Below are 15,236 nucleotides of genomic sequence, written 5' to 3' on the forward strand. Positions count from 1 at the left end.
TTCAGTGGATTTAAGGTTAAAAAATGAATTCGATGCCTGTAGTAATTATTTTCAAAGGAGGCAAAACTCCTCTTGTTTTAAATTCAGGGTCAGCTCCTCGATAGGAAGTCAGGGTAAGTACGTTTTGTGCCTGAATATTGAGTTTACACTCGACACCTTTTAACCAGCTAGGAGGGAGCTGATAACTCAAGGCCACATTCTTCAATCGAATGTAAGAAGCATCTGTAATCGTTGCATCACTATCCCTATATTTAGTATAAGCATTGGCAACTGCAGCATTAGCTCCAGTGCTGTATTGCTGAAAAGGACCTGTATCACCTGGATTTTGCCATCGCGCCAGTACATCAGTAGTTTGGTTGTTTCGGCTTCCTGGCAAGCCAAGAGTTGAAGCTGAATTGTAGTTCAGTTGTTTGACAAACTGGAATAGAAAATCGAGTTGTATCCCTTTATAGTGTAACTGGTTTTGGAGCCCTCCATAAAACTCAGGATTCAAGTCTATTAGGTACTGCTTATCGTCTTTTGCCGATAGTTGTCCATCCCCATTAAAATCTTCAAACTGATACAGTCCTGTTGCTGGGTCAAGTCCTGTAAAATGATATACTTTTACGATGTTTAAAGGAGATCCAATGACGTATTTGTTGGAGTAGGTGGAGCTTTCTAAATCAGGAAATCGCAACAGTTTATTATTCAAAATACTGATGTTGAAATTTGTACTCCATCCAAAATTCTTCTTTTGAAAATTTACGGTTCGCAAGGTCAATTCGATCCCGTCATTCTGTACGCTAGCATCAAGATTAGCTTGTATGCTGTTAAATCCTGTTGTACCAGGCAAGGGAATCCCCACTAACTGGCTTGATGAGGTATTGCGAAACCATCCAGCGGTCAGGAAAATACGGTCATTAAATAAGCCGAGTTCTGTTGCTATCTCAAATTTTTTATTGCTTTCCCATCCAAAATCAGGATTAAAAAGTCGTGTAGGTTCCAGCCCAACAACTCCTTGGTACGGATTTCCTGATGAGCTGTAGGTATCTAAATACTGGTAATCCCCAATTTGGTCATTTCCTGTTGTGCCATAACTGGCACGTAGTTTTCCAAAACTTAAAAAAGAAGGACTACCGTTGTCTATAAAGGATTTCGAAAAGAGCCAGGCAGCACCAACGGCACCAAAATTGGCAAACTTATTACCTGGTCCAAAACGGCTTGAACCATCCCTTCTGCCCGTAACATTCACAAAATATTGGTCCTTCCAACTAAAATTGGCTCGTCCAAAAAAAGCTTGGTATTTGTATTCTGTAGAACCGCTACTCATGATACTAACAGTGGAGGCTGATGCCAAATCATAAATTAAACTGTTGCTGGTAAATCCTTCACCCGACAAAACAAGCTGTTGACCAGTTAGCTGGTTAAAAGTACTTCCCACCAATACTGCGATCTTCCCTCGACCAATATCGGTATGCCAATTGAGTTGAGGCTCCACAATCCAAGATTGACGGGAAGTCGTAGTAGTAAAAATCGACGAAAACGCACTGTCCAGCCCGTAAGCAGGATCATAAATGGTCGATGGAAAAGTACTACTCTCTGTATGTTTGAGGTCAGTAAAACCAAAACTAGATTTTAGTTCTAAATGGTAGGGCAAGGCATAGGATAAAATAGAATTGGCCACAAAATCATAGGTTTTGCTCAGCGATTTACCGTTTAGATTGCTCAAAGGGTTTTCCCAAGTACTGTTCTCCCAGTTCAGCTGCCCTTCAGTATCATATAGTGCTGGGGCATTCGGCGCTAGTTTTCTCGAAATAGTGGTAAGATCGGTAGAGGGCTGATTATTGTCTTGTACGGTATATCCAGACGAAAAAGTAATTCCAAACTTTTTATCAGTAGCTAGATGGTTGAGATTGATACGGACATTTCCTTTTTTATATCCAAAATCACCAGGAAAAACAGTGGTTTCCTTCCCATAATTTCCATTGATGATAAACTGAGTTTGCTCATCACCACCCGAAACGGATGTTTGTAGGTTCGTGATAGTCGAACTCCCTCCTGTAAGCTCTTTTTGCCAATTGGTATTGCGGGTTTGATCCCAAGTACCATTGACTTCATATGCAGAAGCGGGATACTTCGTATAGCCATCATTGGCATACGCTTCTTTTCGCATCTGTACGTATTGATCTGTATTCATTAAATCCATAAAACGGGTTACTTTCCCAAAACCATGGGAGTAATGGGCAGTATAGGAGGTTTTGCCCGCCTTTCCTTTTTTAGTGGTAATGAGTACTACTCCATTGGCGCCGCGGGAACCATATATGGCGGTGGCATCGGCATCTTTGAGCACTTCTATGCTTTCAATATCCCCGGGATTCAAGTTATTCAACGGACTTGTTAAAGTGGGCATAATTGTAGCTGAGGCGTTAAATCCAATAGGATCGCTGGCATAGGGTACACCATTTATAATATATAGCGGTCGGTTTCCATCCGGTCTAAGACTATTTTGTCCCCGTATCTGAATGTCGAATCCACCACCAGCCACTCCTGTGGTTTGTGTAATGCTTACCCCAGCCATACGACCTTGCATGGCAGCCAATACGTTCGTTACAGGTTGTTTTTCAATAGTTGCGGCCGTAATACTGGCAATGCTTCCGGTGCGTTCTTTTTCTTTGACGGAATAGTAACCAGCATTGACGCGGACTTCCTGCAAGGTGGTTATGTCTTCCTGCAATTGGATATTTATTATTTTGCGACCGCTTATGGACACTGTAGTAGTTTTAAATCCCAAGAAAGCAACCACTAAAGTATCGTTAGGTGATGCTGTGAGCCTGTATTGACCATTAAAGTCAGAGATAGTTCCAGTTGTAGCTTTTCCTTTTATGGAAATTGTCACGCCGGGTAAAGGATTAGTACCATCAGTGATGGTACCGCTTATTTGGTTTTGTTGCTGTTGGTACTGATTTTGCCTCAGTATCGTGCTTGCTTGAGCAGGGGTGTAGCTGAGTGAGAACCCGATAATAATCAGGTACCAAAAAGCCAATCTCCCCTTGTTTAATGAAATTTTTTTCATAATATTGGGTTAGTTAATTGAAACGTTAGTTTTGTTAGCGATGGTCCTCTATACTAGTTTGCTGACGGGTTAGAGGGCCTTTTTTTTATAAGTCTTAAAGTCATCAAGTCTTTAGGGATGGTATTTTATTCTGTCATAGTTGATCTTTTGTTAGTGGTTAGGACTTAAACATTAATTTATTTTTATCCATGTTGAATTTTAATTGTTATTCTGTTCTTTTTTGCATCGCCCAAAAAAGAACCAAAAAACGCTAGCCTGGACTGTTCGTCGACCCGCTATTTTATCAATTCTGAAATCCAACAAACTCGCTACGCTCAAACAGTGTTGGATTTTTTCAGAATTGCTAAAAACGGGTGCCCGGCTGCCACAGTCTAAGGGCGGTTTTAACGAGAGCGTATTTTGATGAAACGTATGTTCTATATTCTAACTTATTTCATATTTAATATTACTCATTACATATTAAATTGCTGTCGTTTCAGGGATTCAATTGTCCTTAGCTTCCGCAGTCGAGCGTCAAATGTTTGAAAAATACGTAAAAAGAAAAGCTGTTTGAGCGTAGCGAGTGCTGCCTCTTTTAGTATTCGAAAACCAATTTGACCGACGAGGGAGCGCAGACTTGAAATCGAAGATTCATGAATACAAAAAAAACAATAACAACCCCTGAATATTTTTTTGTTTCTTTTTTGATCAAGCAAAAAAGAAAATTAGTGACCATAAATCCAAAGGCATATAAGTGCTATAAATGCTACTATTAATACAGCTTTTATTTGTCTGTAGTATTTCATCGTATCAATTTTGTATGTTATAAAATCGGTTGTATACCCATTGAGTTTTGGGGCAATGGTGGTATAAAAAAGGAAAGTTGATTTTCAGGATCGGCTTCCAACCCTTTGTTTAATGAAATTTTATTCATAATATTGGTATAGTTAATTGAAACGTTAGTTTTGTTAGCTTCGGTCCTCTATACTTATTTCGGGAATAAGTTGGAGGGCCTTTTTTTAGTCTGTCATTGCGAGGGATGAAGCAACCTCACTATTATTAGTGTATCATAGGAGATGAGTTTTAGGATTTGAAAATAACCTGCACCTTTTATTAACAAATTCAAATTAAATTAACTGGGTGTTCTGTTCAAAGGACCTTTCGGTGCAGGAGTTTATAGTTATAAATGACTTATATAATCGTAGGAGTTTTTTAAGTTTTTACTTTCAATTTTTAGTTGCCGTTTGGCATAAGTGTATACTTCCAACTAAGAAAATATTTTGTATTTTGATGAATACATGATTTTGTTTTTCGGTTTAAAAAACTCCTTTTGTTCCCCTCTCTGAAACAAACTCTAAAAATTATAACATACCATTTGGAAAATAGAAATAAAGACAATACTTTTAAAGTGCGAGTTTAAAGAGGAAAAGCTTAAATCTAGGTGCCAAAAGCATTTTAGGTTTGAGGTTAGGTATATAAGAGGATTATTATTTTATATAATTCCCTTTATACATTTCAAGGTAGAGTTAAACACATCAGTATTAAAGTCCTGATGGGTGAAGTGTCTCTGATAAGACTACTTCCCGGTGTTTTTCTATCCTTACACAATGTTTGTTTCAGTTTTGGGATAACAGAAGGCAGCTTGCTTTTAACAGGTAGTTAAGGTGGTAGGGTAACGGTTGTACATAAAAAAATCGGTTTCATAATTTATAGGTTTATGGTTATGAAACGATGTATTTCGGATATGAAGAATACTTGCAAAAAAAGCAAGGAGCGGCCTCACACTTTAGAGTCAAGGGCGACCAAACCCATCTTTATAATCTTTCGACTATAAAGTTACTATCTAAAGCTTACGTGAGAACCGCTCGCATGCCGTTTGCAAAAGTAGGAAACTTTTTGACATGGAGCGACTTCACGATACTCTCGATAGTAAAATTGGTCGTTTTGACTCGAGAAAACATCGTTTTAATTATGCCAAAAAGGCTAATTATCAATTCGCTAATACAAATATAAGAAATTATTTCAATAATGCAAATTAGTTTCGACATAAACACCAAATAACATTAAAACAAGTAATTAAAATGACTCATAAATTTGAAAAAAAGGAAAATAACGCGTCAATATATAGATTAAAACTTGGGATGAAACTTAAGGAAAATAGACTTATGAAATGTTTTTCAATTTTAGACATAGTTGAAATGACGAACATATCTAAAAGTACTATTATAAAAATTGAAAAAGGAGAAGCAAAAGATATTGACAATTATGTTGAGTATGCAAAAGCTGTTGAGTACCCGTTTGAGACTTTAATTGATTTTGAAATTAAATTAGAGCCTCTGAAAGAATTATCTGCCTTGCGGAAACAAGCTACCAAATTGACAGCGAAAATTCGTAAGAACATTGTAAATACTTCTTTTTTAGGTGCTGGTAAAACAACATCTGAAGTAAGGGATGAACTAATCAGAATAAATGAAATTGCCAACACAGTTAAATCAACTGAGATTGCTGGAGTTATGAGGAATCTGGTCGAAGACAGTATTTTAAGGAAAGAGAAAAAAGGGAGTAAGAATCTTTACCTGAAGGGTTAATATGTAGCTTTTATTATTTTTCATTATACTGATCGCGAGAAGAACTATTAGAGAATGTAGAAAGTTATCGTAAACTTTAATGGTTGATAAATTGTTCAGTATATCACTAAAAGTGGGTATTGTAACAATAGTTAAAAAAACCTTTATTTACGAACTAGGATATATAGCATGAGTTGTGGTAAAACTTTAAAAAAATGTTACTAGTTTATGTTATATACTAGTTGTAGGCTAGTTTATCTCAAAATTCCGAATAAAAAACTGAAAAAGCAAACCAAAAATTAAAAGATGAATAAACCAGAAAGTGTCAGATTAGAAGTTTTTAAATTCAATTTGAGTCCGAGAAAGTCATATAAAGGAACGAATTCTTTTAGAGATTTATTTATAAAAAGAACAGATGAACCTACAAATATAGAAAACACAAAATTATATTTAAGTTTCTTCAAGCATATGATTTCAATTTTAGATAGTGAATATAAAGTTGTAAGAAACAAAGCTTTTACACTTATTAATGAAAATAATCAAACTAGTTTTAGCGCACCAAAAAATATTATATATGGAGTTTTGGAAGGCGGACAAATGGGCGAAGGAAAAACTAGACGTAAATTAAAAAATAAAACCAATTCAAATTCGTTGGACGGTGACGTAATTAATGATAAATATTTCTTTTACATTTATGCACCATTGAATGATAGTAATGGATATATTATGTTTCAAATTTATCAACAAGATAACATTAGAGAAGAATTTATGAGCTTCGTTTTTAAAGAAATATACAAAAATGAAACAGATTATAATATGCCCAATTATGACGTCTTCATTCCTCAATCAATAAAAGATGAATTCAAAAGCTCCGCTAAAGTTAAAGAATTGAAATTTACCGAAACTGTTTTATCTACGGAAATTGAAAAATCTGCGAGTTTTATGTCTATAAATGAAAGTTATAAAATTGAAATAAAAATTACTCCCATTAAAAGCAAAATACAAATGTCTTTACTAGATACACTAGTTCAACCATTTTTGAAAAAAAGCTTTAATGGCATTGGGTTAGATAATTTTGATAAAAAAAATGTAGTTCTAAAAAATAATAAAAAAACAGCAACATTTGAAATGGATGGTGCAGGAGATATAATGCCTCGAATATATTTAAAAGGAAAAATTCCTATAAGCCAATTTGGTGTTCCTGATTTTGATGAGTTAAAAAAATATTGCGATGGAATATTAGAGGGAATATTATCCGAACAACCTAAAGTAAAAGAAATATAATTATGTTTTTAAACATAAAAAATATAAAAATTAATGCTAAAAAATCATTATACACAAATATTAATGGTGAGGAAGAAAAATGGAGTTATGCTTACATTTTTGTCAAAATAATTATTCCAATTATTAGTTGTTTAATTGTATATATCAACCAAGACAAATTAATGGAAGACCCAAAAGTGATAGTAATGTTGTTATCACTTTTTTCAGGATTAATGTTTGGAGTTTTAATAAAAATTCCAGACAAATTTAAAGATTTAGAACCTAAAGAGAATGAAACAAAACTTGATGAAACAAAAAGAAAACAGATAAAAAATTATCTAAAGCTTTTTATGTATTCTTTGTCATATTCCATTTTAGTTGCACTTTTTTCAATTTTTTTCGTCATTTTAAACTCGTTTTTTCCAAGTTTAATAGAATTAGACTTAACTAAATTTAAAATAATAGAAGATATCAAACAATTAGATTTACTAACAACGTTTTTATTAATTTTAATAATTTTTTACCGCATATTATTAGTAAATTATCTTTTGAACTTTCTATTTTTTATATTTCGAGCTGTAACAAATTTATATGAATTTATGCTCTATGAGTTCAGTAAAATTAAATAAAAACAAGCCTACAACAGCTAGAGATTCCTTGCGTGCGCAGCACGAACAATGAAACTCCTGTTGAACAGCCTGTCCCGCTTTTTCGGGAGAACCGTTCACTGGCAGGTAATATGGAGTTTTCGTAAAGTTTTGAGAGAGAATATCAAGAGGATTTAGTGTCCTCTTTTTTTGGAGTAGTTTTAAGCTTGGTTTTTTGAGTGTTTTTCTTGACTTTTGTGCAAAAGAGCCCGACCTAGCAGATATACCCCAATCGTTAGGCAGTTTTCTAAACTGTGCCCATAACAATGAGCAAATAATGATTGATTTTTCACCCTACAATCTGCAATTGATTTTTTACTTTGATGGATCAAAATCTAGTAAAAACAGTATATAAAATTATTGGCATTGCATTTTGAGGATATAACAGCCATTTTTAGTGCTTTTCACGAATTGTTTTCTTTTAATAACCATCAAGCAACTTTTTACAGAAAGAATCTTAATTGTAGTTTAAATCCCATATATTTACTTTCTCGGTAACAAAATAAAGTGCGTTTAGAGATTTTTAGACGAAATGAAGTTGTGGGCAATGTTATTGAGTTAATACCTAAAAATTAATGAATCATAATCCTAAAATTTTTATCCACTATTCTTGGGACAATGAACTCCATAAGATATGGACACTTTATTTAGCAAATAGACTTAGCTCAGATGGTGTTGACGTAATCTTTGATCAATATGATTTAAAGTTAGGATCAAACAATAATTATTTTATGGAGCAAATTTCAAAAGCATCGAAAGTTCTCTTGATTATGACTCCAGACTATAAAATTAAAGCAGACAATCGAATTTCGGGTGTGGGATATGAATATCAAATAATAAGTACGGAATTTGCAAAAACAATTTCTACTAACACGAAGTTTCTCCCTATTCTCCGAGCCGGTGATATTGAGTCAAGTATACCTACTTTCCTTCAATCCTTTCTTTATTTAGATGTTAGAGCTGACGGTGAGTTTGAGAGAAAGTATATTGAACTTTTAAAGAACATATATGATGAGCCGCTGAATCCAAAGCCACCTCTAGGCAAAAAACCAAACTTTACGGATGCAAAACCTATTTCAAAAATAAAAACAATGACTGATGTTTTGGGATTAGGATTGTCCCGAGCACAAGTACATAAAATTTTAGGAAAGCCTGACACAAAGGACGCTTTAATAGAAACATATTGGAGTCATGGACTAGAGGTTATTTATAATAAGCATTGGGACAAGGTTGATGGGGTTTTAGCAAAGCGGCAACCGTCAGGAATTAGTTTCGATTATGAGGTAAACGGTATATTCCTTGAAGAAAGCTTTGCGGAAATCAAGGCCAAATTAGGAAATCCTTTAAACTGGGGTTTACCGAATCCATTTACTTCATATGCATTTTATAAAATCGATAATAAGTTTCTTACCATAGCTTTATGGAGAGCAACACCTGATAAAGAATATGCAGATTTCAAAATGGGTACAGCTTACGCTATCGCATATTGCGAAGAACATTCCGCCATTGCATGTGAACCAATAATCGCTGCAACTATTGAAGAAATCAGAGCGCGAAAAAATCTAACTTATCTTGAGAGGAAACCACAAGATTATGAAATTGATTTTAAAGCAGATTTTTTCAATGAAGAATATATGATTTCACCTCCATACCCGTTTTTAGGCGGTGGCTACATGATTACTGTATTATTTCAAGAGTCAGGAACACTAGTGGATTTTTGGCTTTATGATTTAATGTGGTCATATCTAGTCATAAGAATGATTGGCTTACGAAATATTAATGAAATAGAAAAATAGAAGACTGTTTCCCGCTACCGCACGAATCCTTTCGTGTGGTACTTAACCCGATTGCTCAGAATGGTAGATAAGAATAGAGCTAATTGTAGTTTGATTTTTAGGTCTTTACCTTTTATCGAAGATTTATGAGCTTAGGACTAATTGTGATAAAAATGGTAATTGGAAGAGTAGGAGGAAGAGGTAGAAAGATGCTGAGATGAGGTGTATTTATTTGTTTTGAAAATTTGTAATAAAAAAACTATACATTAGCAAAACGATAAATACTGACGTTTGTCAGACATAGCAACCCAATTTTGGTTAGATATGTCGGACGCTATCAGATATATATACAAGTTATAGGGCATTTTAAACAGACGACAACCAATTGAAAAGACGACCTCTATATATTGAAACAAAAATAAAATGTGACTTTGATACACTGTGGACAAATACGCAAGAACCGTCCATTCATCAACAATGGGACTTACGTTTCACAGAGATTGAATACTTACCAAAAAATGACCCGACAGACCCTGAAAAATTTCTATACTCAACAAAAGTTGGCTTTGGAATTAAGGTTGATGGAATCGGAGAAAGTGTTGCAACTAAAACCAAAGACAACGGGGAAAGCACATCAGTTTTAAAATTTTCATCAGACAGCAAAATTTCATTAATCAAACAAGGTTCAGGCTATTGGAAATATGTTCCAGAAGCAGATGGGATAAAGTTTTTTACAGGCTATGACTATGAAACACGTTGGGGACTTTTCGGAAAACTGATTGACAAAATTATTTTCAGACCGTTAATGATTTGGGCAACTGCTTGGAGTTTTGATTGCCTGAAAAATTGGATTGAAAAAGGACTTCACCCAAAGCAAGCTTTAAATGCTCAAATATCTGTTTTGCTTGTGAATTTAACTTTAGGAATCATTTGGATTTATCAGGGACTAATTCCAAAAATACTTTTTACTGACACGGGGGAAATTGAAATATTAAGACAATCAGGGTTATTTAATGGAAACGAAGAAAATATTTTGAACATCATAGGAATTGCAGAAATTGCTTTTGGGGTAGCATTGATTTTCATTCAGAGAAAAGCTCTTCAGTATTTAAATATATTAGGATTGTGTCTTCTCACAGTCGGAGCAATTTTTAGCGACTTGATGATTTTTACACTTCCATTTAATCCATTTTCGCTAAACATATCAATGATAGCTCTTTCGATAATAGCAATTTTGAATTTCAGCTATTTACCAAAGGCTTCCAATTGTATCACAAAACAGAAATAATGAAATCAATATACCAACAAGCTTTAGGTTCGGACTTTGACAAACTTCATCCACAGATTCAAAAGCGTTTTGGCTTCACCAGCAATGACAAAATTGCCTCAATTGGAAAAGGAGTTATGCAAAAGATTTGGTATGGAAAAGTATATACATTTCCGTTTCTATATATTGGAACTTTTCGAAACATTATGTTTCCGCAGAAAGGAAACGAAATTCCATTTACAATTGAAAACTACGCCTATAAAGACAAATTTGGAAGAGAAACCGTTACTTGGGTTCGTAAATATCAATTCCCAAAGCGAGTAAGAAGATTTGACGCAACAATGATTTACAGCGAACAAAGAAATCGAATTGTTGACTACTTGGGCACACATCAACATCTTGCAGTTGACATTGAAATGACTGTGGCGGAAAACGGTGGTATAAAATTACGGTCAGGTGAACAAAGATTTTATGAAGGTTTTTTAGGTTTTAAATTTCCAATGCTGTTTTCAGGTGAAGCGAACGTTTGTGAATGGTATGACGATAAAGAGCAGAAATTTAAAATTTCCGTAGTGGTAAGTAACAAAACTTGGGGTAAATTATTCGGCTATGAAGGAACATTTGAGACTGAATACATAACGGTAAATTCAAAAGTGGACATTCCAAAAGACGTTATGCCAGTAAGGGAAGAAATAAGAGAATAAAATGAAAATGAAGAGAAAAACGCCCTATAACAGCACCTACACGCAAGTGGGGGTTCAGTGCATCTATGAAAGTGAAGTGCTAAAACAAAGTTCTGTACTTTTAATGAAGCTCAATGCTAAAAATCCCCACCTGCGTGTAGCTGCAAAACGTTAGCAGAGATTTCACACCGAACTAATCAAAAAAAATAGGATAAACTATAACATATGAATATTAAAAAAACTTTTTTCTACTTATTTACTTTATTAACACTATTTTCAATCAGTTGTTCAAATTCAGATAATATACAAAATTCCGATTCTGGAATCATTATTTCCGATCCAAATTGTACTCAAATTGTAAATATTGCTGATGAAAATTTTAGACAAAAAATTTTATCATCAACTAGTACAAATAGTATAGCCGCAAATTTAGATGGAATCGTTATTAAAGTTGATACGAATGATGACGGAATAATACAAGTGTGCGAAGCAGAAAATGTTAGCTATCTAAAAGTTGATAATTCAAATATATCTTCAATGGAAGGTGTAACTTCATTTAGAAATCTTAAAACTTTATCTTGTAGAGGTAATCAAATTGAGGGTTTGGATGTCTCCAGCTTGAAAAATCTTGAAAATTTATATTGCGATAACAATAGAATTAAGACTTTAAATATTCAAGGATTAAATAATTTCAAAGTTCTTTGGTGTTACTATAATCAATTGACATCTTTAAATTTAAGCTCCTTAAGGTCACTTGAAACAGTAGAATTTTATTATAATAAAATAAGTGAATTAAATCTTAGTAATTCAAATAATATAAAAGACTTAAGAGGTTATAATAATTTAATAACAAAACTCTCCATAAGTCATTTGACAAATTTAGAATATTTATTAATTTCTTACAACTCACTAACTTCACTTGATGCTAGTAATCTAAAAAAATTAATAGATTTACAATGTCAGTCAAATCAATTAAAGACTTTGAATGTTTCTGGTTGCATCAACCTTTTTTATTTAACGTGTAATCATAATAAATTAGATTACTTATATTTAGATAAATGTGCTAAATTAAATTCATTACAATGTCCTAGTAATAACTTAAAATCTCTTTTGCTAGATGATTTAATTGGACTATTAAATTTAGATTGTTCCTTTAATACGTTGACAACATTAGACATAAGAAATTCTAAACAACTACTATATTTTAATTGCTATAAGAATAGTTTACAATCTTTAATTATCAAAAATGGAAATGCATTTTCAAACTATTCAATCGGAGAAAATCCAAATCTATCTTCAATATGTTGTGATCAATCAGAATTAGCAGACATACAAAATGAAATACAAAAACTTGGATATAATTGTGTTGCTAATACAAATTGTTTTTAGTACAGAAACCATCGGCCAACCACCGTTTGGCAATATAGCGGGTTTAGGCTTAATTTAAAGATGGTTTTGTACTTGGAAAAGTAGTTATTAACCGAAAGTCTAGGCTTCCTTAATCCGCCACATCGCCAAGCGGCCAAACGTTCGCAGATAGAGAACCAAAAAACGTAAATAATTAAACAACCACAATATGAAAATTAGATTAACAATTTTATTATGTTCCTTAATATTTTTGAAAGTTAACGCACAGAATAGTAATGACTTAATTATTAAGGATATAGATATACTAACTATGAAAAGTTCAGATATTCTTAACAACAAAAGCATATTAATCCAAAACGGAAAAATAGTAAAAATTGATGATTTCAAAAAATTATCTATAAACAAGAATGCAAAAATAATTCAAGGAAAAGGTAAATATATAATGCCCGGTTTATCTGAAATGCATAGTCATTTACCAATTGAAAGTAAAGTAGATACTTTACTAATTGAAAATGTCGCAGCTGGAGTTACGCATTTAAGAATAATGAATACAAAAACACCTCAATTACCACTTAAAGAGCGATTGAAAAATAGTCAAAATACTATTTCTCCAAAATTACATTATAGTCATATTATTAGACGCGATATAAAATATACTGAAATCCAGTTTGACAGTTTAATGACTGAAATCAAAAAAAATGAAATTAATTTTATCAAATTATTCAGTGTTGCAAGTGAAGAAGTATTCGATAATTTAATGAAATCCGCAAATAAAAATAATGTAATTGTTTGTGGGCATTATCCAGGTGGAATAAAAATGGAAAAAGTATTAAAATCAGGCTTTAAAAGCATTGAACATTTAGCTGGATATGAACAAATAACAGACGAAGTTGAATTGTCAAAAACAATCGAACTGACTAAAAAGAGCGGTGTTTTTAATTGTCCTACTTTAGATTGGGATATAATGGCAAAAGATTTACAATATCCAGACGAGTACAAAAATAGGCTTGTCTATTCAAATGCCCCTAAGAAATATTTGGATAAATGGGAAATCGAATATAATAAGGGTATGGAAAAAGAAGGAATTGATAAAGTTTTACTAAGTAAAGAAAAATACTTGCCAACTTTTGCATACAAACAAAAAATACTAAAAAAACTAAGTGAAAATAATTGTTTATTACTTTTAGGAAGTGATGCTGGTAATAGTTTTCAAATGAATGGATTTAATATGTATGAAGAAATGTATAATTGGTCTAAGGCAGGTATTGATAATTTAACAATTCTAAAATCAGCCACAATAACACCCGCAATATTCTTTAATGAAGATAAAATTTGGGGAACAATTGAAATAGGCAAATCTGCCGACTTAATAATTCTTGAAAAAAATCCATTAGAAGATATAAGAAATATTAGAACAGTTGAAATGACAATTATTGATGGAAAAATTTATCTTAAAAAGGAACTTTTGAGTAAATTATAAATCTCCATCTGCTAACAGCTAAGCTTCGTTGCGTGCATAGCATGAACAATGAAAGCTGTGTTGAACAGCCTGTCCCGCTTTTTCGGGAGAACCGCTCTACATCCATCCCTTATGGGTTTTTCGATAAATGTGTAAGAAGAATTTCAAGAGGCCATTGCCCCAGCTATCGCACGAATCCTTTCGTGTGGTACCTAACCAGAATGCTCAGAATGGTAGATAAGAATAGAGCTAAGTGTAGTCTGATTTTTAGGTCTTTACCTTTTATCGAAGATTTATGAGCTTAGGAGTGATTGTGATAAAAATGGTAATTGGAAGAGTAGGAGGAAGAGGTAGAAAGATGCTGAGATGAGGTGTAATTATTTGTTTTGATAATTTGTAATAAAAAAACTATACATTAGCAAAACAATAAATACTGACGTTTGTCAGACATAGCAACCCAATTTTGGGTAGATATGTCGGACGCTATCAGATATATATACAAGTTGGGCGTTATACTAAAAAGACCATCGAGTTTAACCAAATAATAAACAATTATGATAACTTGTCATTTAAAATACACTATTGACCCTTACCTAGTTTCACTATTTGAACAATATGGCAAACTTTGGATAGATTTAGTAAATCGTTTCGGTGGACAACATCATGGTTATTTTTTACCAAGCGAAGGAGCTAACAATATTCCGTATGCCTTATTTTCGTTTCCTAGTTTAGCCGAATATGAAAGTTATAGAAAATCAATATTGACAGACAAGGAGTGTATCGAAGCCTTTAAACTTGGAGAACAATCTAAGTGTATATTAAGTTATGAAGGTACGTTTTTAAGACCTGTTTTAAATTAAAAATAAACAATGCAAAGACCAGAAATTTCAGAATATAAATCTTATTTTCAGTACTATATTGACCTAGTTGATAAAGGTAGTTTTTTTGACGTTTTGGATGAAAACGCAAAATTCTTAATAGAATTTTTCAATAATGTTCCAAAAGAGTTATTAAATCACAAGTATGCAGAAGATAAATGGACGGTTAAAGAAGTCTTAATGCATATTATTGACACTGAAAGAGCCTTTGCGTTTAGAGCCTTTGTTTGTGCAAGAGGAGATGCAGACACGCCATTACACGGAATGGACGAAAATCTGTACGCTGCAAATATTAATG

At 33.1% G+C, this 15,236-nt stretch carries 11 protein-coding genes; 10 read left to right on the forward strand and 1 reads right to left on the reverse strand.

Annotated features, from left to right (window positions below):
* Positions 1-16: 16 nt before the first annotated feature.
* Positions 17-3,052: a SusC/RagA family TonB-linked outer membrane protein gene (locus tag BMX64_RS06830; protein WP_091168921.1), complete on the reverse strand. Its 3,036-nt coding sequence runs from the start codon at positions 3,050-3,052 to the stop codon at positions 17-19.
* A gap of 2,060 nt (positions 3,053-5,112) precedes the next feature.
* Here BMX64_RS06830 and BMX64_RS06840 point away from each other — a divergent pair.
* The 10 genes from BMX64_RS06840 to BMX64_RS06890 all read left to right on the forward strand — a co-directional run.
* Positions 5,113-5,619, forward strand: a complete 507-nt coding sequence (locus BMX64_RS06840; RefSeq protein ID WP_091168929.1) for a helix-turn-helix domain-containing protein — start codon at positions 5,113-5,115, stop codon at positions 5,617-5,619.
* Between the two features lie 285 nt (positions 5,620-5,904).
* Positions 5,905-6,882 carry a hypothetical protein gene (locus BMX64_RS06845; protein ID WP_091168934.1) on the forward strand — a complete coding sequence of 326 codons (978 nt, stop codon included), beginning with the start codon at positions 5,905-5,907 and terminating at the stop codon, positions 6,880-6,882.
* A 2-nt stretch (positions 6,883-6,884) separates the two neighbouring features.
* Positions 6,885-7,490: a hypothetical protein gene (locus tag BMX64_RS06850; protein ID WP_091168937.1), complete on the forward strand. Its 606-nt coding sequence runs from the start codon at positions 6,885-6,887 to the stop codon at positions 7,488-7,490.
* A 593-nt stretch (positions 7,491-8,083) separates the two neighbouring features.
* Positions 8,084-9,304, forward strand: a complete 1,221-nt coding sequence (locus BMX64_RS06860) for a toll/interleukin-1 receptor domain-containing protein (protein WP_091168944.1) — start codon at positions 8,084-8,086, stop codon at positions 9,302-9,304.
* Between the two features lie 364 nt (positions 9,305-9,668).
* Positions 9,669-10,571, forward strand: coding sequence for a DoxX-like family protein (locus tag BMX64_RS06865; RefSeq protein ID WP_091168949.1), 903 nt, complete (start codon positions 9,669-9,671; stop codon positions 10,569-10,571).
* Positions 10,571-11,254: a DUF4166 domain-containing protein gene (locus BMX64_RS06870; protein ID WP_091169085.1), complete on the forward strand. Its 684-nt coding sequence runs from the start codon at positions 10,571-10,573 to the stop codon at positions 11,252-11,254. Before BMX64_RS06865 ends, BMX64_RS06870 begins: the two co-directional genes overlap by 1 nt.
* 204 nt (positions 11,255-11,458) lie before the next feature.
* Positions 11,459-12,622, forward strand: a complete 1,164-nt coding sequence (locus BMX64_RS06875) for a leucine-rich repeat domain-containing protein (protein WP_091168952.1) — start codon at positions 11,459-11,461, stop codon at positions 12,620-12,622.
* 187 nt (positions 12,623-12,809) lie between these two features.
* Positions 12,810-14,081 carry an amidohydrolase family protein gene (locus BMX64_RS06880; protein ID WP_091168955.1) on the forward strand — a complete coding sequence of 424 codons (1,272 nt, stop codon included), beginning with the start codon at positions 12,810-12,812 and terminating at the stop codon, positions 14,079-14,081.
* Between the two features lie 533 nt (positions 14,082-14,614).
* Positions 14,615-14,920: an NIPSNAP family protein gene (locus BMX64_RS06885; protein WP_091168959.1), complete on the forward strand. Its 306-nt coding sequence runs from the start codon at positions 14,615-14,617 to the stop codon at positions 14,918-14,920.
* 9 nt (positions 14,921-14,929) lie between these two features.
* A partial coding sequence (locus BMX64_RS06890; RefSeq protein WP_143056061.1) for a DinB family protein occupies positions 14,930-15,236 on the forward strand: 307 nt, incomplete at its 3' end.

The sequence above is a fragment of the Flavobacterium sinopsychrotolerans genome (assembly GCF_900110375.1).
In the GTDB taxonomy this organism is placed as follows: Bacteria; Bacteroidota; Bacteroidia; order Flavobacteriales; family Flavobacteriaceae; genus Flavobacterium; species Flavobacterium sinopsychrotolerans.